The organism is Sporosarcina thermotolerans, assembly GCF_030067815.1.
Classification (GTDB): domain Bacteria; phylum Bacillota; class Bacilli; order Bacillales_A; family Planococcaceae; genus Sporosarcina; species Sporosarcina thermotolerans.
Window position 1 is genome coordinate 2,068,563 of sequence record NZ_CP125968.1, and the last position, 20,350, is coordinate 2,088,912.

Annotated in this window: 20 protein-coding genes and 5 pseudogenes; all 25 read left to right on the plus strand. The window is 38.8% G+C overall.

The window, feature by feature from the left end; genetic code table 11:
- Positions 1-9 precede the first annotated feature (9 nt).
- A complete protein-coding gene (fliE, locus tag QNH10_RS11785; protein ID WP_283731714.1) occupies positions 10-318 on the plus strand; it encodes a flagellar hook-basal body complex protein FliE in 309 nt (102 codons plus the stop codon).
- Between the two features lie 49 nt (positions 319-367).
- The gene (gene fliF / locus QNH10_RS11790; protein WP_283731715.1) at positions 368-1,948 is read left to right on the plus strand and encodes a flagellar basal-body MS-ring/collar protein FliF; all 1,581 of its coding nucleotides are present in this window, start codon (positions 368-370) and stop codon (positions 1,946-1,948) included.
- Positions 1,949-1,961: 13 nt separating this feature from the next.
- A complete protein-coding gene (gene fliG, locus QNH10_RS11795) occupies positions 1,962-2,975 on the plus strand; it encodes a flagellar motor switch protein FliG (protein WP_283731716.1) in 1,014 nt (337 codons plus the stop codon).
- Complete coding sequence (fliH, locus tag QNH10_RS11800) at positions 2,959-3,735, plus strand: flagellar assembly protein FliH (RefSeq protein WP_381426929.1); 777 nt, start codon at positions 2,959-2,961, stop codon at positions 3,733-3,735. The genes fliG and fliH overlap by 17 nt, the downstream gene beginning before the upstream one ends.
- Positions 3,732-5,067: pseudogene (fliI, locus tag QNH10_RS11805) on the plus strand (flagellar protein export ATPase FliI). The gene fliH and the pseudogene fliI overlap by 4 nt, the downstream one beginning before the upstream one ends.
- Positions 5,067-5,518: pseudogene (gene fliJ / locus QNH10_RS11810) on the plus strand (flagellar export protein FliJ). Before fliI ends, fliJ begins: the two co-directional pseudogenes overlap by 1 nt.
- Before the next feature lies 1 nt (position 5,519).
- Complete coding sequence (locus tag QNH10_RS11815; protein WP_283731718.1) at positions 5,520-6,119, plus strand: MotE family protein; 600 nt, start codon at positions 5,520-5,522, stop codon at positions 6,117-6,119.
- 30 nt (positions 6,120-6,149) lie between these two features.
- Positions 6,150-6,593, plus strand: a complete 444-nt coding sequence (locus QNH10_RS11820) for a hypothetical protein (protein ID WP_283731719.1) — start codon at positions 6,150-6,152, stop codon at positions 6,591-6,593.
- Between the two features lie 19 nt (positions 6,594-6,612).
- Positions 6,613-7,413 carry a flagellar hook-length control protein FliK gene (locus tag QNH10_RS11825; protein WP_283731720.1) on the plus strand — a complete coding sequence of 267 codons (801 nt, stop codon included), beginning with the start codon at positions 6,613-6,615 and terminating at the stop codon, positions 7,411-7,413.
- Positions 7,414-7,416: 3 nt separating this feature from the next.
- Positions 7,417-8,061: a flagellar hook assembly protein FlgD gene (gene flgD, locus QNH10_RS11830; RefSeq protein ID WP_283731721.1), complete on the plus strand. Its 645-nt coding sequence runs from the start codon at positions 7,417-7,419 to the stop codon at positions 8,059-8,061.
- A 16-nt stretch (positions 8,062-8,077) separates the two neighbouring features.
- Positions 8,078-8,458 (plus strand): TIGR02530 family flagellar biosynthesis protein, encoded by a 381-nt coding sequence (locus tag QNH10_RS11835; protein WP_283731722.1) that lies wholly within the window; start codon positions 8,078-8,080, stop codon positions 8,456-8,458.
- Between the two features lie 83 nt (positions 8,459-8,541).
- Positions 8,542-9,333 (plus strand): flagellar basal body rod protein FlgG, encoded by a 792-nt coding sequence (gene flgG, locus QNH10_RS11840; RefSeq protein WP_283731723.1) that lies wholly within the window; start codon positions 8,542-8,544, stop codon positions 9,331-9,333.
- A 64-nt stretch (positions 9,334-9,397) separates the two neighbouring features.
- On the plus strand, positions 9,398-9,619 hold the full coding sequence (locus tag QNH10_RS11845) for a flagellar FlbD family protein (protein WP_283731724.1): 222 nt from the start codon (positions 9,398-9,400) through the stop codon (positions 9,617-9,619).
- Positions 9,609-10,040 carry a flagellar basal body-associated protein FliL gene (gene fliL / locus QNH10_RS11850; RefSeq protein WP_283731725.1) on the plus strand — a complete coding sequence of 144 codons (432 nt, stop codon included), beginning with the start codon at positions 9,609-9,611 and terminating at the stop codon, positions 10,038-10,040. Before QNH10_RS11845 ends, fliL begins: the two co-directional genes overlap by 11 nt.
- 33 nt (positions 10,041-10,073) lie before the next feature.
- Positions 10,074-11,071 (plus strand): annotated as a pseudogene (gene fliM / locus QNH10_RS11855) (flagellar motor switch protein FliM).
- Positions 11,064-12,265: pseudogene (fliY, locus tag QNH10_RS11860) on the plus strand (flagellar motor switch phosphatase FliY). Before fliM ends, fliY begins: the two co-directional pseudogenes overlap by 8 nt.
- 18 nt (positions 12,266-12,283) lie before the next feature.
- Positions 12,284-12,646, plus strand: a complete 363-nt coding sequence (locus tag QNH10_RS11865) for a response regulator (protein ID WP_283731726.1) — start codon at positions 12,284-12,286, stop codon at positions 12,644-12,646.
- A gap of 3 nt (positions 12,647-12,649) precedes the next feature.
- Positions 12,650-13,336 (plus strand): flagellar biosynthetic protein FliO, encoded by a 687-nt coding sequence (locus QNH10_RS11870; protein WP_283731727.1) that lies wholly within the window; start codon positions 12,650-12,652, stop codon positions 13,334-13,336.
- Positions 13,329-13,994 carry a flagellar type III secretion system pore protein FliP gene (gene fliP / locus QNH10_RS11875; RefSeq protein ID WP_283731728.1) on the plus strand — a complete coding sequence of 222 codons (666 nt, stop codon included), beginning with the start codon at positions 13,329-13,331 and terminating at the stop codon, positions 13,992-13,994. The genes QNH10_RS11870 and fliP overlap by 8 nt, the downstream gene beginning before the upstream one ends.
- A 58-nt stretch (positions 13,995-14,052) precedes the next feature.
- Entirely contained in the window at positions 14,053-14,322 is a 270-nt protein-coding gene (gene fliQ, locus QNH10_RS11880) for a flagellar biosynthesis protein FliQ (RefSeq protein WP_283731729.1), read from the plus strand.
- A gap of 4 nt (positions 14,323-14,326) precedes the next feature.
- A pseudogene (gene fliR, locus QNH10_RS11885) lies at positions 14,327-15,102 on the plus strand (flagellar biosynthetic protein FliR).
- A gap of 3 nt (positions 15,103-15,105) precedes the next feature.
- Positions 15,106-16,185 (plus strand): flagellar biosynthesis protein FlhB, encoded by a 1,080-nt coding sequence (flhB, locus tag QNH10_RS11890; protein ID WP_283731730.1) that lies wholly within the window; start codon positions 15,106-15,108, stop codon positions 16,183-16,185.
- A 25-nt stretch (positions 16,186-16,210) separates the two neighbouring features.
- Positions 16,211-18,241 carry a flagellar biosynthesis protein FlhA gene (flhA, locus tag QNH10_RS11895; protein ID WP_283731731.1) on the plus strand — a complete coding sequence of 677 codons (2,031 nt, stop codon included), beginning with the start codon at positions 16,211-16,213 and terminating at the stop codon, positions 18,239-18,241.
- Positions 18,241-19,347, plus strand: coding sequence for a flagellar biosynthesis GTPase FlhF (flhF, locus tag QNH10_RS11900; RefSeq protein ID WP_283731732.1), 1,107 nt, complete (start codon positions 18,241-18,243; stop codon positions 19,345-19,347). The genes flhA and flhF overlap by 1 nt, the downstream gene beginning before the upstream one ends.
- Positions 19,340-20,203: a MinD/ParA family protein gene (locus QNH10_RS11905; RefSeq protein ID WP_283731733.1), complete on the plus strand. Its 864-nt coding sequence runs from the start codon at positions 19,340-19,342 to the stop codon at positions 20,201-20,203. The genes flhF and QNH10_RS11905 overlap by 8 nt, the downstream gene beginning before the upstream one ends.
- Positions 20,204-20,350: the final 147 nt, after the last annotated feature.

Consider the following 20,350-nt stretch of genomic DNA (forward strand, 5'->3'; position numbering starts at 1 on the left):
GGACAACTAATGCCGATACAATCATTAACTGGAATTAACAACACAGCAGGAATGATAAAGGTGAATCAAAGCCTAAAGCCAACACCTTTCGAGGCGCAACAAAGCTTTGGTGCATACTTAAAAGACGCTATCCAGGATGTGAATAGCAAACAAGTTAAATCTGATGAACTAACCCAGAAGCTTATAATGGGTGAAAATGTTGATCTACATAACGTAATGATTACCGCACAAAAAGCTTCAATAGCATTGAACGCTACAATGGAAGTGCGAAACAAAGTAGTGGAAGCCTATCAGGAAATTATTCGGATGCCTGTATAATCCGTCTAATATATGTTTCTTGAACCACGTAAGTAGACGGGGGATTAGAATGAAAGAAAGATTGACTAAAATTGGAGCTGATTTAAAACGGTTCTGGTCAAGTCGCACCAAACAACAAAAAACTTCATATATCGGGTTTGCGGTGGTGATTGTTGCAATGGCCGCAGTCTTGACATTTTTCTTGTCGAAGACTGACTTTGTTCCGCTTTATAAAGATGTATCGCGTGCTGAAATTGGACGCATTAAGGAAGAGTTGGATGTCCAGGGTATTCCGAACCAAATCGCCCCTGGAGGAACTTCTATCCTTGTGCCAAAAAACCGTGTTGATGAATTACTTGTGACATTGGCAGCGGAAGGGTATCCGAATTCAGGAACAATCGATTATTCATTTTTCTCCCAAAATGCAGGTTTTGGAACGACTGATAATGAATTCAATATGATTAAACTTGCAACGATGCAAACAGAATTGGCTAATTTGATAAAAGGAATTCGTGGTGTTAAGGACGCGCAGGTGATGATCACTTTGCCGACACCAAGTGTTTTTATGAACGAATCTGTTCAAAATGCCACTGCGGCGATTAGGCTGGATACTGAACCTGGTCATCAATTTACAGAACCACAAATAAATGCACTTTATAATCTGGTATCGAAAAGCTTACCGAATTTATCTACAGATGACATCGTAATTATGAACCAGTATTCCGAATACTTTGATCTGAATTCTACTCAATCTTCAGGCACATCTATCGTTAATCAAATGGAATTGAAGAAAGATATAGAAAGAGATTTACAACGGAAAGTGCAAATGATGCTTGGTACTTTAGTTGGTCAAGATAAGGTTATCGTTTCAGTTACAACTGACATTGACTTTAAACAGGAAAATAGACAGGAAAACCTTGTGGACCGTATCGATGAGGATCTTGATAGTCTATCAATCAGTGTACAAAGAATAACAGAGACCTTCTCTGGAAATGGCGCAAATGCGGGAGGCCCTTTGGAGGGAGAAGACCCTACAGATAACCGAACAACCACTGGTGAAGCAGGCACATCAAACGGTGATTATGACCGTTTGGAAGAAACGATCAATAACGAAGTAAATAGAATTCGAAGAGATATTGTTGAAAGTCCTTATAAAATTCGAGACATAGGTATACAGGTAATGGTAGAGCCTCCTGATGTTAACGATGTAGAATCGTTATCAGCTGATGTGCAAACAGATATTAGGTCGATTTTAGAGACAATTATTAGTACTTCAATTGACAAAAGCTACTTACCTTCAGAAATACCTGATAGTTTCTGGGAAAATAAAATCGCTATATCTACACAGATTTTCAACGGTAAAGCAGGCTCTGCAACTCCAATTGAACAGACTACCATCCCATGGTGGGTTTATGGCATCGGTGCCTTTTTACTTATAGTAATTGTCATTCTTGTCTTTGTTTACTTCCGCAAACGCGGACGTTCAACTGAGAATGAAGAAGCAATTATCCAAGAAATGGGAACAGCGACTGACAACAGAACTGCACCTGAAACAGAAGCTTCATTACGAAAAAAATCTCTTGAAAAAATGGCGAAAGATAAGCCAGAAGAGTTTGCAAAGTTATTAAGGTCATGGCTTACTGATGATTGATGGAGAGATGAAAATGGTTAGGAAAGATAAAGAAATGACCGGTAAACAAAAAGCGGCACTTCTTCTCATTTCGCTTGGACCCGAAGTCTCAGCGTCCGTCTATAAGCATTTGACAGAAGAAGAGATTGAAATGTTGACCCTTGAAATCTCCGGTGTAAAAAAAGTAGATTCGACCGTTAAGGAAGAAATCATTGAAGAATTCAATAATATTGCACTTGCTCAAGACTATATTTCGCAAGGTGGAATTGGTTACGCAAAGACGGTGTTGGAAAAGGCATTAGGAAAAGAGCATGCCCTATCCATCATCAATCGTCTAACGACGTCCTTGCAAGTTAGACCGTTTGATTTTGCCCGAAAAGCTGATCCATCACAGGTGCTGAATTTCATTCAAAATGAACATCCGCAGACAATAGCATTAATACTTTCCTACTTGGAAGCTGAGCAGGCTGGAATAATATTGTCATCACTGCCACAGGAAATGCAGGCGGATATCGCTAAAAGAATAGCGACTATGGATTCAACTTCCCCAGAAGTAATCAGTGAGATTGAGTCTGTACTTGAAAGGAAACTTTCTTCTACAGTAACTCAAGATTTCACTGAGACTGGTGGAATAGATGCAGTTGTACAAGTATTGAATGGCGTTGACAGGGCGACAGAAAAAACAATAATGGATGCACTTGAAATCCAGGACCCAGAACTTGCTGAGGAAATACGTAAGAGAATGTTCGTCTTTGAAGATATCGTCACATTGGATAATCGTTCAATTCAACGTATTGTCCGTGAATGCGAAAACGCCGACCTTGTTTTATCACTAAGAGTTTCAAGCGAAGAGGTTAGAGAGGTTCTATTTAAGAATATGTCTCAGCGGATGGCTGAATCTTTCAAAGATGAAATGGAAGTAATGGGACCTGTCCGTCTACGGGATGTAGAGGAAGCACAAGCGAGGATTGTTTCTATTATCCGTAGACTAGAGGAATCCGGTGAAATCATAATTGCACGCGGTGGAGGAGATGACATCATTGTCTAATGTTTATCGTGCTGCAAATACGTTTTCCAAAGAAGGAAATGTAAAAGAAATCACAATAAAGACATTGAATAGATCATCGTTTGATGAAGAACAAGTACTTACACAAGAATCACTTATGATTGAGAGAAATCGACTGTTACAGGATGCCCAAATGAGAATTGAAACCGAAAAGTCTGACTTGGCTCAAATAAGACAAACCGCACTTGAGGATATAGCTGCTATGCAATCTGCGTGGGAACAGGAGAAGACTAACTTACAACAACAAGCTTATGAAGAAGGTTTTCAGCAAGGTTACGAAGAGGGAAGAAATAAATCATTGTCCGATATGAATGAATCCGTGAAAATTGCGAATGAAATTACTGCTAAATCGCATGAAAATGCATTGAAGTATATTGAAGAACAGGAAAAAGTAATCCTTGAAATTGCAATGAAAACGGCCGAGCGGATTTTAGGAACACTGCTTGAAAATGATGAAGAGAAGTTTTTATCAATTGTAAAAAAAGGCTTAAAAGAAGTTAGGGAAATGAAAGAGGTTAAATTGTATGTTTCAATTGCCCACTTTGACTTTATCTCCTCGAACCGTGACGAGTTGATGTCGATATTCCCTCCTGAAGTCCCATTCCTCATATTTGTTAATGACGATTTTGATGTGAACGACTGCATCATTGAAACGAATCAGGGACGGATTGTAGTAAGTGTGGATGAGCAGTTGAACATGCTGAAAGAACAACTATTTGACTTAATGGAAAGTGGTGACTGACATTGAAGAAGGCCAATGAGCTGCTTAATGTCATACCAAAATTAAATTCCCATAGAAAATTTGGGCGAGTCGTCCAGGTAATTGGTTTAATGATAGAATCTCAAGGACCTGAAAGTTCCATCGGTGATGTTTGCCGCATTCATTTGAAAAATGGAAGAAAAGAAAGTTCCGTTGTTTTTGCTGAAGTCGTCGGCTTTCGTGAAGAGATTGTCATTCTTATGCCGTATACCAATATTATGGATATTTCAAGCGGCTGTTTAGTGGAAAGTACCGGAAAACCCCTTGAGGTAAAGGTAGGTATGAACCTAATTGGAAAAGTGCTTGATGCGATGGGGAATCCGATTGATAATAGCGCATTACCAAAAGGACTGTCGACAATCAGGACGGAGCAGGAACCTCCTAACGTCATGACCAGAAAACCAATTAGTGAAAAGTTAGCTGTTGGTGTCAAAGCGATAGACGGCATGCTTGCTGTCGGGAATGGCCAAAGGGTAGGGATCTTTGCAGGTTCGGGAGTGGGTAAGAGTACTTTATTAGGTATGATTGCAAGGAATACGACTGCAGATTTAAACGTTATCGCACTTATTGGAGAAAGGGGACGGGAAAGTCCTCGAATTCATTGAGCGGGATCTTGGACCTGAAGGATTAAGTCGAACAATTGTAGTTGCAGCCACTTCCGATCAACCTGCACTTATGCGTATTAAAGGTGCTTTTACAGCTACAGCTATAGCGGAATACTTTCGTAATAAAGGGATGAACGTCATGCTAATGATGGATTCCGTGACACGTGTTGCAATGGCTCAGCGTGAAATTGGGCTTGCAGTTGGAGAACCACCTGCAACTCGAGGCTATACGCCGTCTGTCTTTTCTATTCTTCCAAAATTGCTTGAACGAACAGGAACAAATGAAGTTGGAGCAATTACAGCCTTCTACACGGTTCTCGTAGATGGTGACGATATGAACGAGCCGATTGCGGATGCAGTCAGGGGTATACTGGATGGCCACATTGTATTGGATAGAACACTCGCCAACAAAGGCCAATATCCAGCTATCAATGTATTGAAAAGTGTCAGCCGTCTTATGAATCATATTGCAAGTCAGGAACATATAAAAGCCGCAGAAAAACTCCGCGAACTGTATTACACCTATAACAAATCTGAAGATCTGATTAATATCGGAGCCTATAAACGTGGGACATCAAAAGAAATCGATGAAGCAATTGAATTCGAGCCCCATATAACAAAGTTTTTGAAGCAAAGTTATAACGATAATGTGAGAATGGAAGATAGTATTGAAGAATTGATTTCCCTTGCTTCTGGAGGCGGAGTTTGATGAAACCCTATTTATACAGATTTGAAAAAGTGTTAACGTTTCGGGAGCAGGAAAAAGAAGAAACAGAAGTTGAATATAAAAAATCTGTACATTCTTTCGAAAAGGTTGCAACGGAATTATACGAGTTATTGAAAAAGAAAGAAGACCTTGAATACGATCATCAAAATAAAATGAAACAAGGATTCAACATCAACGATATCCACCTATACACACGTTACTTGGAAAGTATAGAAAACGGATTTCAATTCTGCAACAATCCGTTATTAAGGCGCGGACAAAAATGAATTGGTTCGAGGAAAAGTTACTTGAAAAGACGATTGAGGTAAAAAAGTTTGAAAAGATGAAGGAAAAGGATCAAGAACATTATCGAGATGAAATGGAACTGCAAGAAGGTCGATTCTTGGATGAGTTGACAACGGCTAAGTTCCATCGAAGAAAAACAGGGTGGTAATGTGGTAAAAAAATCAAAACAGCAAATGTTGAATTCAAATGTGAATAAAAAGAAAGGTGGCCTTTTACAAGGAGTTTTGCTGTGGACTCTTGTCCCATTGCTTTCCACTACAATGGTGCTCTTAATCATAGCATACGTCGCAGATATAAATATATTTGATGTAAATGAATGGAACCCATCACTTCCTTTTGTTAGTAAATTAGTTGACGAAGAGGAAAAGTTAGATGCTTTTCTATTTGAGGAACGCGTTGTCTCCTTACAAGCTGAAATCCAGGAAAAAGAAGCGCAATTAGTCAAACTTGAAAAGGCATTGTCAAAAGCTGATGAGGAAAAGAAAGTATTGTTAGTTGACCAGAAAGCATTATTGGCTGAAATCGATGAATTGAAAATGGCAAAAGAAGATCAAAAACGTGATTTGAGTGAGATTATTTCTACTTTTGAGAAGATGTCAGCTAAATCCGTAGCGCCAATTATTTCAAAGATGAATGATGAAGAGGCGATTGAAATACTTTCAAGCCTTAAGCCGGATGTGTTGGCTCCGATTTTGGAAAAACTCTCAGCTGAGGATGCCGCAAGATATACAAGCCTTTTGACAAAATAAGAGTTTCCTTTGAAGGGGGGTGAAAAAATAGTGAACGTTGGAGCGTTGCAATCGAGTTTTACAATCGGCAAAAAGCTTCCCGAAAGTGCGGATTTAGGTGGGGAGTACAAGCAGTCGTTCGGTGACGTATTCAATAAGGTAACTTCAGCTGTCTCGGCGAGGGAAAATCAACAAACTAAAACGTCTACAGAAATTCCTACCGAATTGGTTTCAGACATTTTTGCTGCGGATTCAGTCGAAGATCTTCAAGAAGTATTGGAATCCCTTCAAGGTATTGAATCAATAGAGCTATCGGATCTTTTAGGTGAAAGAAATACTTTAACTTTAGAAGAACTGTCCATGGCAATGTCAATGGACCCGGAAAAAACTTTAGAATTGTTAAAGGACCTGTTGCTTAAGGCGGGTAAATCCCTTGAGGAACTAAAAAGAACTGACGGTATCGGCAGATATATGGACAATGCTATCTACCTTTGATGGTCTGGGAAATAACGCTTTGGAGATCTTGAATAATTCTATTACAAGCAATGTACAAAACAAGGAAGCTATCCAGCTGCTTGCCTTTTTAAAAACAGTGGAAATTTCGGCAAAGCAAAGTGATATGGTAATTTCAATGGAGCAGAAGTTACATGTTTTTCAAAGTATGATTACGGAAGCCGCTATACAATTCGACCAAGAGGTGCTTACTTCGGGGAAACAAAAGTTATTGGATATCCCAATTCAGAAATTCAACTTTAGAATTATTTCTGAACTTAATTCTTCCCAGGCCTCTTCTGAAGAAAAAGAAGGCCCTAAACAAGTGAGTGAATTACAAGCAACTACACCTAACTTACCATCGACTTTGAAAGGTGATCTTGTACCAAACAAAACGAATTTGAATCAAAGCGAATCCTTAGTGCGAGAGTTACAGGTTTTATTCAAAAGATCCAATTTCGGTCAAGTTAATGGTACAAATCGGATGTTAATTAAATTGTATCCTGAGCATTTGGGGCAAATTCGGATTGAATTGGTGGAAACAAACGGTGTAATTTCTGCGAGGATTTTAGCATCAACAGCCCTCGCGAAAGGAATGTTGGATAGCCAGTTGCATCAATTAAAACACGCCTTTACCCAACAGAATATCCAAGTCGATCGTATTGATATTGCCCAATCAATCCAAGAGTCATCGAGGAATGAAAGGGAACAATCCTTTAATGAGCATTTTGAACGCGAGCAGCATGCGGAAAAGGAGAAAACCGATAATCATTCCGAAGAAAACCAATCCTTTGAAGAGTATTTACTTGAATTGGAGGTGTAATAAATGATTGATGGACAAAAACCCATTACTGAATCGATGTTCCTTATCAATAAACAACGAGATCAGCGCAAGACAGGTCCGGATACAATGGGAAAAGACGCCTTCATGAAGATTCTTATTGCACAGTTGCAAAACCAGGATCCAACAAATCCGATGAAGGATAATGAGTTCATAGCGCAAATGGCACAGTTTTCATCGTTGGAACAAACAATGAACTTGGCAAGTGCATTTGAAAAGTTTGCAGAATCACAAAATCAGACCCAATTAATCCAATACAATCAATTCGTCGGTAAGAGTGTCCGATGGCATGAAATTACGGATAAGAAAGACGAAGAAGGAAAAATGGTTGTAAATGAAGGAACAGGCATTATCCAATCTGCTAAATTTGTGAATGGATCCGTAGTGTTTACGATGGAAGATGGGAAAGAGCTTTCACCAGGCAATATTTCAGAGGTGCTCTCGGCATCGAACTCAATAGATTTAGTAGAGGCAAGTCGCATGATAGGTAAAACGGTCGGCTATATGGACGGAGAAGTTGAAAAGTCAGGTACTGTCGTATCCGTTTCCAATAAAAATGGAAAACTGCAATATATATTAAGTGACGGAAGCCGAATTGATGGGGATTCATTTACATCAATAAGTCAATAGAATAGGAGCCATTGTAATGGAGAGGTTGAATTTTCATAGGGTTCCATCGCAGCCGCTTATTCACCAAAGACAACTATCAAAATCGACTAATGCGCCTAAACAATCTTTCCTCGAGCAGCTGAATAAAGCAATCGAACCGCATGAGCTGAAAATAAGCAAACATGCAAATGAAAGATTGAAAGAAAGACATATTCATATTTCAGACAGTGAATGGGCACATATTGGCGAAAAGGTGAACGAGGCAAAGAGGAAGGGAATTAAAGAATCGCTTGTTCTAATGGATCAGGCAGCATTAATCATTAGCGCAAAAAATTCCACAGTAATTACGGCGATGGATCGTAAAGAAGCAAAGGATCAATTATTCACTAATATCGATGGAACGATTGTACTTAGTTAACTATTAATGGCAGGACCTATAAGGATGCCATCGTACTGCCGAATGATAGAGGCAGTTACACATATAATCCGGGAGGGAAAAGCATGTTAAGATCAATGTATTCAGGAATCTCTGGCCTACGAAATTTCCAAACAAAGTTGGACGTAATCGGAAATAACATCGCGAACGTCAATACGTATGGCTTTAAAAAAGGACGAGTTATTTTTAAAGATTTGATTTCGCAGACAGTAGCGGGTGCTGCTGCTGGAAATGAAAATCGTGGAGGTGTCAACCCTAAACAAGTTGGTTTAGGTTCGCAAATTGCTGCCATTGACACAATGCACACAAATGGTTCGACCCAGTTTACGGGTAACACATTAGACTTAGCGATTGCTGGTGATGGTTTCTTTATTGTAGGTAACTCAGAGGGTGAAGATTTACTTTATACAAGGGCAGGTAATTTTTATATGGATCAGGATGGCTACATTGTAGATGGAGAAGGAAGGTTTTTACAAGGAGCTGACGGGCCGATTCAAGTAGATTTGGAAGCTTCATCAATGTCAATCTCTGAAGATGGTACAGTAACGGCCGTCATAAATAATGTGCCTGAAGACGTAGGAATTATTCAAATGGCTAAATTCCCAAATCCAGGTGGACTTGAGAAAGTAGGTTCTAACCTTTATCAAAGAACTGCAAACTCCGGTGAACCAAGTGAAGGTGAGCCGCAATTAGAAGGCCGCGGTAAAATCGCATCAGGCTTCCTTGAAATGTCCAACGTCGACCTTTCAGAGGAATTCACCGAGATGATCGTTGCACAACGTGGTTTCCAAGCAAATACACGTATCATCACAACATCCGACGAAATCCTTCAAGAACTCGTAAACTTGAAACGATAATTAGATTTTCATAATTGGTTACAGAAAAGGAGGATGGGCCGGCCCAGCGCCCGGCCCCTTTATCATGATAAAAGTCACACGTCTTAATGGAAAAGTCTTTACATTGAATGCATTATACATAGAAAAAATCGAGTCATTTCCCGATACGACAATTACCTTAACAACTGGATCGAAATACGTTGTCCTCGATCCGATTGAAGTTGTTAACCAACGAATTATCGATTTCTATCAAGCAGTTCAAATATTATCAAATCCGCATATCCGGGGTGACGAACATGAAGAATAAAGTTTTGACATTGGTCCTTATCATTTTAATATGTATTTCACTTGTCGGCATTATCGGGATTGCTCTTAAGATGCAATTGGACAAAAGTGACAAAACAAATATAAAGGAAGCTTCAATTGATGAAATTCTTAAGTCATCGGTTGATATACCTGAAATAATGACAAATTTATCGGGAAAGCAGTTTATTAGAATTACATTAAAGATCCAAACAACAGATAAGAAGGCTGCTGAAGAATTGAAAAAACGGGAATTTCAAGTCCAGAACATGGTAATCCAAGAGCTTTCTGAAATGACCTCCAAAGAACTTGAAGGAAAAGCAGGAAAACAGGCATTTGAAGATACCATAAAAGCTCAATTGAATCCTCTAATGCAAAAGGGTGAAATTGAAAAGGTTTATATTGTTAGTTATATCATTCAGTGAACTTAAACATATACAGTACCGGGAGGTGGCCTAATGCCGGAAGATATCTTATCCCAAAATGAAATAGATGCTTTATTATCCGCATTGTCAACAGGAGAAATGTCCGCAGAAAACATGAAAAAGAGGATGGAACCCGGAAGGTCAAAGTATATGATTTCAAACGGGCGCTTCGTTTTTCAAAAGATCAAATTCGTAGTTTAACAAGAATCCATGAGAACTTTGCGAGATTGTTAACTACTTATTTTTCTGCACAATTACGAACTTATATTCAAATACATGTCGCTACAGTCGATCAAATTCCGTTTGAAGAATTTATCCGGTCAATGCCAAATATGACATTGCTTAACATATTCGATGTTCCACCTTTGGAAGGGAATATCATAATGGAAGTCAACCCGAATATTGCCTATTCCATGCTTGACCGTTTGATGGGCGGTGCAGGAAAAGGTACTGGACTAATAAATAATATGACGGAAATTGAAACGAAGATTTTAACGAATCTATTTGAACGTTCATTTGACAATTTTAGAGAGGCGTGGACTGGAATCATTGAAATTGACCCATACCTGTCAGAAATTGAAGTGAATCCTCAATTCTTACAAACAATTTCACCGAATGAAACAGTCGTCGTCATTGGTTTTAATATTGTTATTGGAGAGTCAAGTGGCATGATAAATATTTGTATTCCGCACGTCGTTCTTGAGCCAATTGTTCCTAATCTTTCAGTCAGGTATTGGATGCAGTCCAATCAGAAAGAATCGACTCCTGAACAGAACACGGAATTGGAAAAACGTTTAAAGCAAACCACTTTACCGATTAGCGTTGAGTTAGGTCAAGGTACAATGTCAATTGATGAATTCTTATCCCTTCAAGTAGACGATGTTATCCCCCTTGGAAAAAGGATTGAAGATCCTTTACAAGTAAGGGTTGGCGGAATACCTAAATTTACCGCACAACCCGGCCAAGTGCGAAATAGAATGGCAGTACAAATTATTGGTAGTTTGAATGAAGGGGATGAAGATGATGAGTGATAATATACTCTCTCAAGAGGAAATTGAAGCGTTATTACGCGGCGAAGAAATTCATTCGACAAAAACTGATACATCGTCCCAAACGAATCAGAATCCTAATAATGAATTAAGTGAAATGGAAAAAGATGCTTTAGGTGAAGTAGGGAATATTTCCTTCGGCAGTTCTGCAACAGCACTTTCCTCATTGCTTGGTCATAAAGTCGAAATCACAACACCTTCAATTACAGTTGTTGATCGTAATATGCTGATGGCTGAATTCATTCATCCATATATCGTAGTTCAAGTTGAGTATACAGAAGGTTTGAATGGCATGAATCTCCTTATCATTAAACAAAGGGATGCAGCCATTATCGCGGACTTGATGCTTGGAGAAGATGGTCTACAACCTCCTGAAGAATTAAATGAAATTCGATTTAGTGCAGTGCAAGAAGCGATGAATCAAATGATGGGGTCTGCAGCAACATCAATGTCGACAGTCTTTAATAAGAGAGTCGATATTTCTCCCCCGTCTATCGATTTAATCGATATGCCAAGCGAGAACGAAATTTCATATATTCCAGAAAATGAGCCAATGATTAAAGTTTCATTTAAATTAAAAGTAGGGAATTTGATAGACTCCCATATTATGCAGCTTTTCCCTTTACAATTCGGTAAAAATCTTGTTACTACGTTAATGGGAATGGACGTTGCGAATGAGGCAGCAATAACAATGGAAACTCCAATACTGCCTCCTACCGAAACCAGCAGCAACAGTCTGAAAATAGCGGGCAGGAATCTCAAAGTTTCGAGAAAAGTCAAAGCGATTCGCAAACGACCAAACAATCATTTGATGCAGCACAACAGATTGAGCAAACAAAAGAACCTCAACCAACTGTACATGTACAACAAGCTCAATTTGCAAGTTTTGATACTCCATCTTTTGATAAGACAAAATCGAACAACTTAAATATGTTATTGGATATCCCATTACAAGTGACAGTAGAATTGGGACGGACGAAACGCTCTGTTAAAGAAATCCTTGAAATGTCAAGTGGCTATATTATCGAATTAGATAAGTTAGCTGGTGAACCAGTTGATATTTTGGTGAATAACCGGCATATTGCACGTGGGGAAGTCGTTGTAATCGATGAGAATTTTGGAGTTAGGATTACAGATGTTTTGAGCCAAAAAGAAAGACTAAACAATTTAAGATAGAATCCGGAGGCTAACAAAATGGGTAAACGTATATTGATAGTCGATGATGCGGCATTTATGCGTATGATGATAAAAGATATTTTAATAAAAAACAATTTTGAAGTTGTTGGTGAGGCTGCGGATGGTGTGCAGGCCGTGGAAAAGTATATGGAATTACTGCCGGACCTCGTAACGATGGATATTACAATGCCCGAAATGGATGGGATTACAGCTTTAAAACAAATTAAAGAAAATGATCCTTCGGCAAAAGTCATCATGTGCTCTGCAATGGGTCAACAGGCCATGGTTATCGATGCTATTCAGGCAGGAGCGAAAGATTTCATAGTGAAACCATTTCAATCTGATCGCGTTGTTGAAGCAATCCAAAAAGCATTGGGTTAACTCATGAACTTTACAAATGGTTTTAAATTAGTCTTAACTTGCCTGCTTACTTTTTTTGTTTTAAACGTTAGTCTATTTGAAGTGGTCCATGCGGAAACCGACTCGAATAAATCCATATTCGATTGCCTTGGAAAAAACGAGGACTGTGATCAAGAACCTCAAAGTGAATTTGATAAAAGTGAACCTGTTAATAGCAGTACTGCTGACGAAGAAACTTTCGGATTGTCCTTTTGGGATTATGTAAGGACAGTTTTCGCATTATTGTTTGTCATAGTTCTTCTTTTCGCTTTATTAAAGTTCATAAACCGTAAAAATAGGATGTTCAATCAGCACCAGTTGATGAAGAACATTGGCGGTCTTTCACTTGGACAAAATAAGTCAATCCAATTAGTTGTTATCGGAGAAACTTATTTCATCGTAGGTGTTGGTGATGAAGTTCGTTTGCTGAAGGAAATTACAGATGCCGAAGAAATTAATGTACTTGAAAATTATTTTGAAAATAACGATGAACAAAGCCCGTCAAACATCGTTGATAAAATAATGACAATGCTTAAAAGTAAAAGAGAATCAACAGATGAAGAACCAGTTGATTTTGGAAAGTTATTCACGTCCAGACTTGATGAATTAAGGGAGGAACGGAAAAAACATTTGAACCGCCTAAAGGAAAAGGAGAAGAGAAAAGATGAATGATTTTATGCAGTTTTTCTCTGATAGTGACCCGTCCAATGTGTCGACATCTATCAAAATGCTCCTTCTTCTAACGGTGTTGTCACTTGCGCCCGCAATTCTTATTCTAATGACATCCTTTGCAAGGATTGTGATTGTACTTTCATTTGTCAGAACAGCACTGGCTACACAACAAATGCCGCCCAATCAAGTTATTGTCGGCTTAGCACTATTTCTCACTTTTTTCATAATGGCTCCGACATTTCAACAAGTGAACGAGACGGCATTAACGCCATTATTCGCTGAAGAAATAACACTTGAAGAGGCGTATGATCGTGCAAGCATACCGTTTAAGGAATTTATGAGTAAACATACACGACAAAAGGATTTGGAGTTATTCCTACGTTACAATCAGGCAGAACGTCCAGAAACGTTGAATGATATTCCGTTAACTATGATGGTTCCGGCATTTGCGTTAAGTGAATTAAAGACTGCCTTTCAAATGGGTTTTATGATATTCATTCCTTTCCTTGTTATTGATATGATCGTTGCAAGTGTTCTGATGTCAATGGGGATGATGATGTTACCCCCAGTTATGATCTCATTACCTTTCAAAATTTTACTGTTCGTCCTTGTTGATGGCTGGTATCTTATTGTCAAATCATTGTTGCAAAGTTTTTAGCGGGTATCAATTGTCGCTTTCGGCCAATAGATATTTTTTAAGTATAGGAGTGGTTTGAATGTCAGGCGAATTGGTCATTGCGATCGCTGAACGTGCAATATGGGTCATATTATTAGCTTCTGGCCCACTTTTGATTGTGGCATTGGTCACTGGATTAATTGTTAGTATTTTTCAGGCTACAACTCAAATACAGGAACAGACCCTTGCATTTGTACCTAAGATCATAGCAGTTCTTGTAGGAATAATCTTTTTCGGGCCATGGATGTTGTCCAGGGTGACCGCTTTTGCATCGGACATTTTCGAAAATCTTGTTCGATACATAGGGTGATAGAATGGAAGCATTAATCCCTTCTTTAGCTGTATATTTGTTAGTTTTAACAAGGGTAACAGCCTTTATCATTACTGTACCGTTATTTTCATACCGTGCGATTCCTACAACGCATAGAATTATTTTCGCTGCCCTATTATCCTGGATGATGGTTTATACCATTGATGCCCCTGAACTCCAGATTGATGGATTGTATATTTTACTTGTTATCAAGGAGGCTACGACCGGACTTTTTATCGGTATCATTGCCTATATTGTCATCTCAGCTATTCAAGTTGCTGGTGGGTTTATCGATTTTCAAATGGGTTTTGCGATAGCAAACGTAATGATCCGCAAACAGGCGCGCAATCTCCCTTATTGGGACAGTTTTTCAATGTTCTCGCCATGTTGCTCTTATTGACAGTAAATGGTCACCATATGTTATTAGATGGAATTTTTTACAGCTATCGTTTTATCCCCATCGAACTGCTTTGGCCATCTTTCGGAAGTGAACGTCTCGTCGAATTCGTCATTAAAACGTTTGCTACATCATTTGCAATCGCATTTCAAATGTCTGTTCCAATCGTCGCAACCCTATTTTTAGTCGACCTTGCTCTTGGTATTACAGCAAGGACAGTACCACAATTAAATATCTTTGTTGTCGGTTTTCCAATTAAAATCGGGGTTAGTTTTCTTGTACTTGCATCGATGTTTACGGTAATGATTTCGATGATGCGTAAATTGTTTGAGGTGATGATTACCGCAATGAGGGATCTAATGCTTCTCTTAGGGGGTGGCTAATAAATGATTAGACTTGATCTACAGTTCTTTGCTGGTGAAAAAACTGAAAAAGCCACTCCGAAGAAACGGCAGGATTCACGAAAGAAAGGACAGGTATTGAAAAGTCAGGATGTGACGAGTGCAATTGTCCTTCTCTGCATTTTTCTATTTCTTTTTTTTACAGCAGGTTTTATGAGAGATCGTTTTTTTATGTTCTTCAATCATTCCTTTAATGAGCTTTTATCTATTAAATCATTATCGATTGATAGTTCTATGATTATCTATAAGGACATGGTTATCCAAATGGCATATATTTTATTGCCGATTATGGCGGTTGCTGTAATTGCAAGCATAGCCGGCAATATGTTTCAATTCGGGCTGTTATTCACTACTGAACCATTGAAATTCGATTTAAAAAAGATTGATCCGATAAAAGGTTTAAAGCGTATTTTCTCAATCCGTGCTCTTGTGGAGCTTATGAAATCATTATTGAAAATCTCATTTATAGGTTTTACAACAACACTATTGTTAGTCATGAATTTAGATAAAGTTTTGGGACTCGCTTTTAAAACTCCCGAAATTACATTGCTTACTGTCGGCCAATTGGTTGGCCTAATGGGGATTGTAGCCTCCTTTGTTCTTTTATTTATCGCTATATTAGATTTCTTTTATCAGAAATTTGACTATGAAAAAAACCTCCGAATGTCCAAGCAGGATATTAAGGATGAATATAAAAATACTGAAGGGGACCCAATCATCAAATCTCGAATAAAGCAACGACAAAGAGAAATGGCGATGAGAAGGATGATGCAGGAAGTCCCGCAGGCGGATGTAGTCATTACGAACCCTACACACTATGCGATTTGCTTGAAATACGACGATGAAAAGATGGATGCTCCAATTGTAATTGCGAAAGGAGCCGATTTTATCGCTCAAAAGATAAAACTAATAGCTAAAGAGAATAATATTACTATGGTGGAAAATCGACCTTTGGCGAGAGCCCTCTACGATGATGTAGAGATTGGTGGCCGGATACCGGATCAATTTTTCAAAACCGTAGCTGAAATCTTGGCGTATGTGTACAGAATACAACGAAAAATTTAGGACTTCTTGAGAAAGCGGTGTTGACATGCAAATTAAGGATATTGGTGTATTGGCGGCAGTCATAATGATTGTCGCAATGCTTGTCATCCCATTACCCCCTTGGATTATTAGCTTTTTAATAATTATAAATATTACACTGGCTCTATTGGTCTTATTAACATCGATGAATATGCAAGAAGCATTGCAGTTTTCAATTTTTCCTTCTTTAGTTTTATTGCTAACACTTTTTCGTCTTGGATTAAATGTTTCAACGACACGGGCAATTCTTTCGAAAGGGGATGCTGGTGGCGTTGTTGATACATTTGGAACATTTGTTACAGGTGGGAATATCGTTGTCGGCCTTGTTGTCTTTGCCATTTTAGTCATTATTCAATTCATCGTAATTACAAAAGGTGCGGAACGCGTTTCTGAAGTCGCGGCACGTTTCACGTTAGATGCGATGCCTGGTAAACAGATGAGTATTGATGCGGATTTGAATGCAGGAATGATTTCTGAGGTAGAAGCGAGAATGCGTCGTGAAAAAGTAAGTAATGAAGCGGATTTTTATGGAGCGATGGATGGAGCGACAAAATTTGTTAAGGGAGATGCCATCGCTGGGATTATCATTGTAATTATTAACCTCCTTGTTGGGATGATCATCGGGGTTATTCAAATGGGCTTACCATTTGCAGAAGCCGCCATGAAATTTTCCCAGCTAACAGTAGGTGATGGGATCGTATCACAAATACCAGCATTGCTCACTTCGACAGCAACTGGTATCGTCGTAACACGAGCGGCATCTGAGGGGAATCTTGGCTCTGATATTACGAAACAATTATTGGGACAACCAAAACTCCTTTATGTTGCTGCAACAACCATTTTTCTTTTAGGCTTCTTTACGCCAATTCAAGATATCGTCACGATTCCAATTGCTGCGGCATTGGCAATTGGCGCCTACAGAATGTCTCAAAAGCCGGACGAGGATCCGGAGGAAATGTTAGAAATGGCGGAGGAAGTTGAAACTGAAGGTATGAAAAGTCCGGAAAACGTTGTCAATTTATTGAACGTTGACCCAATCGAATTCGAATTCGGATATGGACTTATTCCATTAGTTGATGCCCAGCAAGGCGGTGATCTGCTTGATCGAGTTGTCATGATTCGAAGACAACTTGCTCTTGAATTAGGATTGGTCATTCCAGTCGTACGGATCAGGGATAACATTCAACTTCAGCCGAATGAGTATAGAATTAAGATCAAAGGAAATGAGCTTGCAAAGGGAGAACTTCTCCTGGACCATTATCTCGCAATGAGTCCCGGTGGTGATGATTCTATCAGTGGAATTGACACGATTGAGCCTTCATTCGGCCTACCTGCGAAATGGATAACCGAGGATGTTAAAGAGGATGCTGAGATTTTGGGCTATACTGTCGTAGATCCGCCAAGTGTCGTTTCAACTCATCTAACAGAAGTGATTCGAGCTAATGCAGCTGATCTAATTGGCCGTCAAGAAACAAAACAACTTGTAGATCATATTCGGGAAACCTATCCGATTTTGGTGGAGGAACTTACACCTACGCCACTTTCAATTGGTGAAATCCAGAAAGTATTGGCCAAGTTATTAAGAGAAAATGTGTCAATCCGCAATCTTCCTATCATATTTGAAACCCTTGCGGATTACTCGAAATATACATCTGATATCGATTTGTTAACAGAATATGTCCGCCAATCCCTTGCACGACAAATTACTACCCAATATTCAGCAGGGGTGGACACATTAAAAGTGCTGACAGTGTCAGGGAAAATCGAGAAGTTAATTGCTGATAATATCCAGCAAACTGAGCAAGGAAATTATCTATCCATCAACCCTTCACATTCACAAGAGATTTTGGAATCGATAGCAAAAGAGATTGAAAGGGTGGCATTGATGGATCAATCACCGGTAATTCTTTGTTCACCGGCTATACGAATGTACTTAAGGCAAATAACAGAAAGATACTTCCCGCAAATACCAGTTTTATCATACAATGAACTTGAGGCATCAATTGAAATCCAAAGCGTAGGGGTGGTGGAAATTTGATGAAGATGAAAAAATATACAGCGGACACAATGGTTGAGGCGATGAAACAAGTACGAATGGACCTTGGGGACGAAGCCGTCATACTTAGTTCATCAGTAGTAAAATCGAAAGGTTTTATGGGATTATTCCGTAAAAAGTCCGTGGAAGTTGTTGCGGGGTTGGACAGGACTGTATCGAAACCTGTCGAAACGACCTTTCATCCACAGTATTCGTCTGTTGAGAAAAAGACGGATTCTGGAATTCAAAAAGAAATGAATGAGATGAAGAAACTTTTACAGGAAATGAAACAAGTGGCATCTTTCGGGAGCCTTCCTGATGAACTACAACCATTGCTTGCTTCGTTGGAGCAACAAGATTTGTCTAAAGAGTTGGTTTTACAAATTGGCAATGAAATCTTTTCTTTGATGAAGTCGGAAAAGAAGGACTTTACAAAGGCGGAACAACTGCAAATTGTAAAGGATTTCATGATGAAAGAGTATTCTGATTTGCCGTTTGGCGGCATTTCATTCAATAAAAAATATGTAAATTTACTCGGTCCGACCGGGGTGGGGAAAACAACGACAATTGCTAAGATTGCCGCGAGAGCAGTCCTGGAAAATAGGAAAAAGATTGGTTTTATAACGACTGATACATATCGAATTGCAGCAATAGAGCAACTTAGGACATATGCAAATTTACTACAGGCACCTGTTGAAGTAGTTTATAACAGCAATGATTTTAAAGCGGCAATTGATAAAATGAAAGATCTTGATTTGATATTTATCGATACTGCCGGACGTAATTATATGGAAAAGAAATTTTTAGATGATTTGAACCGTATTATCGATTTTTCGATTAATATGGAATCTTTCCTTGTCTTATCTGTTACATCTAAAGAAGCAGACATGAAGAAGATTATCGAAATGTTCTCCTCATTCCCGATTGAAAAATTCATCTTCACAAAAGTGGATGAAACCGGCTCAATCGGTCAAATGTTCAATTTGATGAAACAATACAAAATAGGGACGGCATATTTTACAGACGGTCAGGAAGTACCTGAGGATATAATGGAGGCTAATCTTGAAGCAATGCTCAATCTGCTATTGGTAGGTGTTAAACATGCGTGACCAAGCCGAAGCGCTTAGATTGAAAATGTTGAAAGCCAAAGGTGAATTAGCGAGGTCAATTGCAATTGTTAGTGGAAAAGGAGGAGTGGGAAAGTCTAACTTTTCCGTTAACTTTGCTCACTCTCTAATAAAAAAAGGGAAGAAAGTCATTGTTATTGATATGGATATAGGTATGGGCAACATTTCAATCCTTATTGGGGAAGCACCCAATAATAGTTTGAAAGATTATTTAATTGGTGAAGCGGAATTGGAAGATGTTATTAATGTTGAAAAAGAGGGGTTAGTGTATATATCAGGTGGATCGGGGTTAGATAGCATATTGGAATGGTCGCAGGATATGTTAAGTCGGTTATTTACAGCTTTCGAACAATTACAGCAAGAATACGATTTTATCCTTTTTGATATGGCGGCAGGTGCTACCCAACAGTCTATTGATCTAATTTTATCCGTTGATGAAGTGATTGTTATTTCTACAACGGAACCTACGTCCATAACGGATGCTTATTCTATGATGAAATTCATCTACCTTAAAGATCAAGAAAAAGAGTTCCACATTGTCAGCAATCGACTGACCAAACGAGATGGTGGAAATGATGCAGTAAAGAGGTTGCAGTTTGCGATGCGAAAGTTTTTAGATAAAGAAACTGCAATATTAGGGTTCCTACCTGAAGATCCATCTGTTCAGAAGGCGGTATTAGCCCAAAAACCTTTTTTACTTCTTTATCCAAACGCCCCAATTTCAAAATGTATGTTAGCAATTGCGGAAAAATTTGTACAAATGAATCAACCAGAGTCGAAAAAAGAGACTGGATTCCTTGGCAAATTGAAGGGAATCTTTATGAAAGGGCGTCAATAAAACGCCTCTGCACGATTTTTATGCTAAACCCGGAATCTATTATATCCGAATTTTCATAGTTAGAGCAATAGGTTTTAAGTAGCGAAAGAACTTCATGGATTGGGACAAAAGTGGCTTGGCTTATACAAGAGATTGCAATAGCAATAA

Coding starts and splice junctions, on each gene's coding strand:
- fliE (WP_283731714.1), top strand. CDS start 10: ATGCCGATACAATCATTAACTGGAATTAACAACACAGCAGGAATGATA.
- fliF (WP_283731715.1), top strand. CDS start 368: ATGAAAGAAAGATTGACTAAAATTGGAGCTGATTTAAAACGGTTCTGG.
- fliG (WP_283731716.1), top strand. CDS start 1,962: ATGGTTAGGAAAGATAAAGAAATGACCGGTAAACAAAAAGCGGCACTT.
- fliH (WP_381426929.1), top strand. CDS start 2,959: ATGACATCATTGTCTAATGTTTATCGTGCTGCAAATACGTTTTCCAAA.
- flgD (WP_283731721.1), top strand. CDS start 7,417: ATGATTGATGGACAAAAACCCATTACTGAATCGATGTTCCTTATCAAT.
- QNH10_RS11835 (WP_283731722.1), top strand. CDS start 8,078: ATGGAGAGGTTGAATTTTCATAGGGTTCCATCGCAGCCGCTTATTCAC.
- flgG (WP_283731723.1), top strand. CDS start 8,542: ATGTTAAGATCAATGTATTCAGGAATCTCTGGCCTACGAAATTTCCAA.
- QNH10_RS11845 (WP_283731724.1), top strand. CDS start 9,398: ATGATAAAAGTCACACGTCTTAATGGAAAAGTCTTTACATTGAATGCA.
- fliL (WP_283731725.1), top strand. CDS start 9,609: ATGAAGAATAAAGTTTTGACATTGGTCCTTATCATTTTAATATGTATT.
- QNH10_RS11865 (WP_283731726.1), top strand. CDS start 12,284: ATGGGTAAACGTATATTGATAGTCGATGATGCGGCATTTATGCGTATG.
- QNH10_RS11870 (WP_283731727.1), top strand. CDS start 12,650: ATGAACTTTACAAATGGTTTTAAATTAGTCTTAACTTGCCTGCTTACT.
- fliP (WP_283731728.1), top strand. CDS start 13,329: ATGAATGATTTTATGCAGTTTTTCTCTGATAGTGACCCGTCCAATGTG.
- fliQ (WP_283731729.1), top strand. CDS start 14,053: ATGTCAGGCGAATTGGTCATTGCGATCGCTGAACGTGCAATATGGGTC.
- flhB (WP_283731730.1), top strand. CDS start 15,106: ATGATTAGACTTGATCTACAGTTCTTTGCTGGTGAAAAAACTGAAAAA.
- flhA (WP_283731731.1), top strand. CDS start 16,211: ATGCAAATTAAGGATATTGGTGTATTGGCGGCAGTCATAATGATTGTC.
- flhF (WP_283731732.1), top strand. CDS start 18,241: ATGAAGATGAAAAAATATACAGCGGACACAATGGTTGAGGCGATGAAA.
- QNH10_RS11905 (WP_283731733.1), top strand. CDS start 19,340: ATGCGTGACCAAGCCGAAGCGCTTAGATTGAAAATGTTGAAAGCCAAA.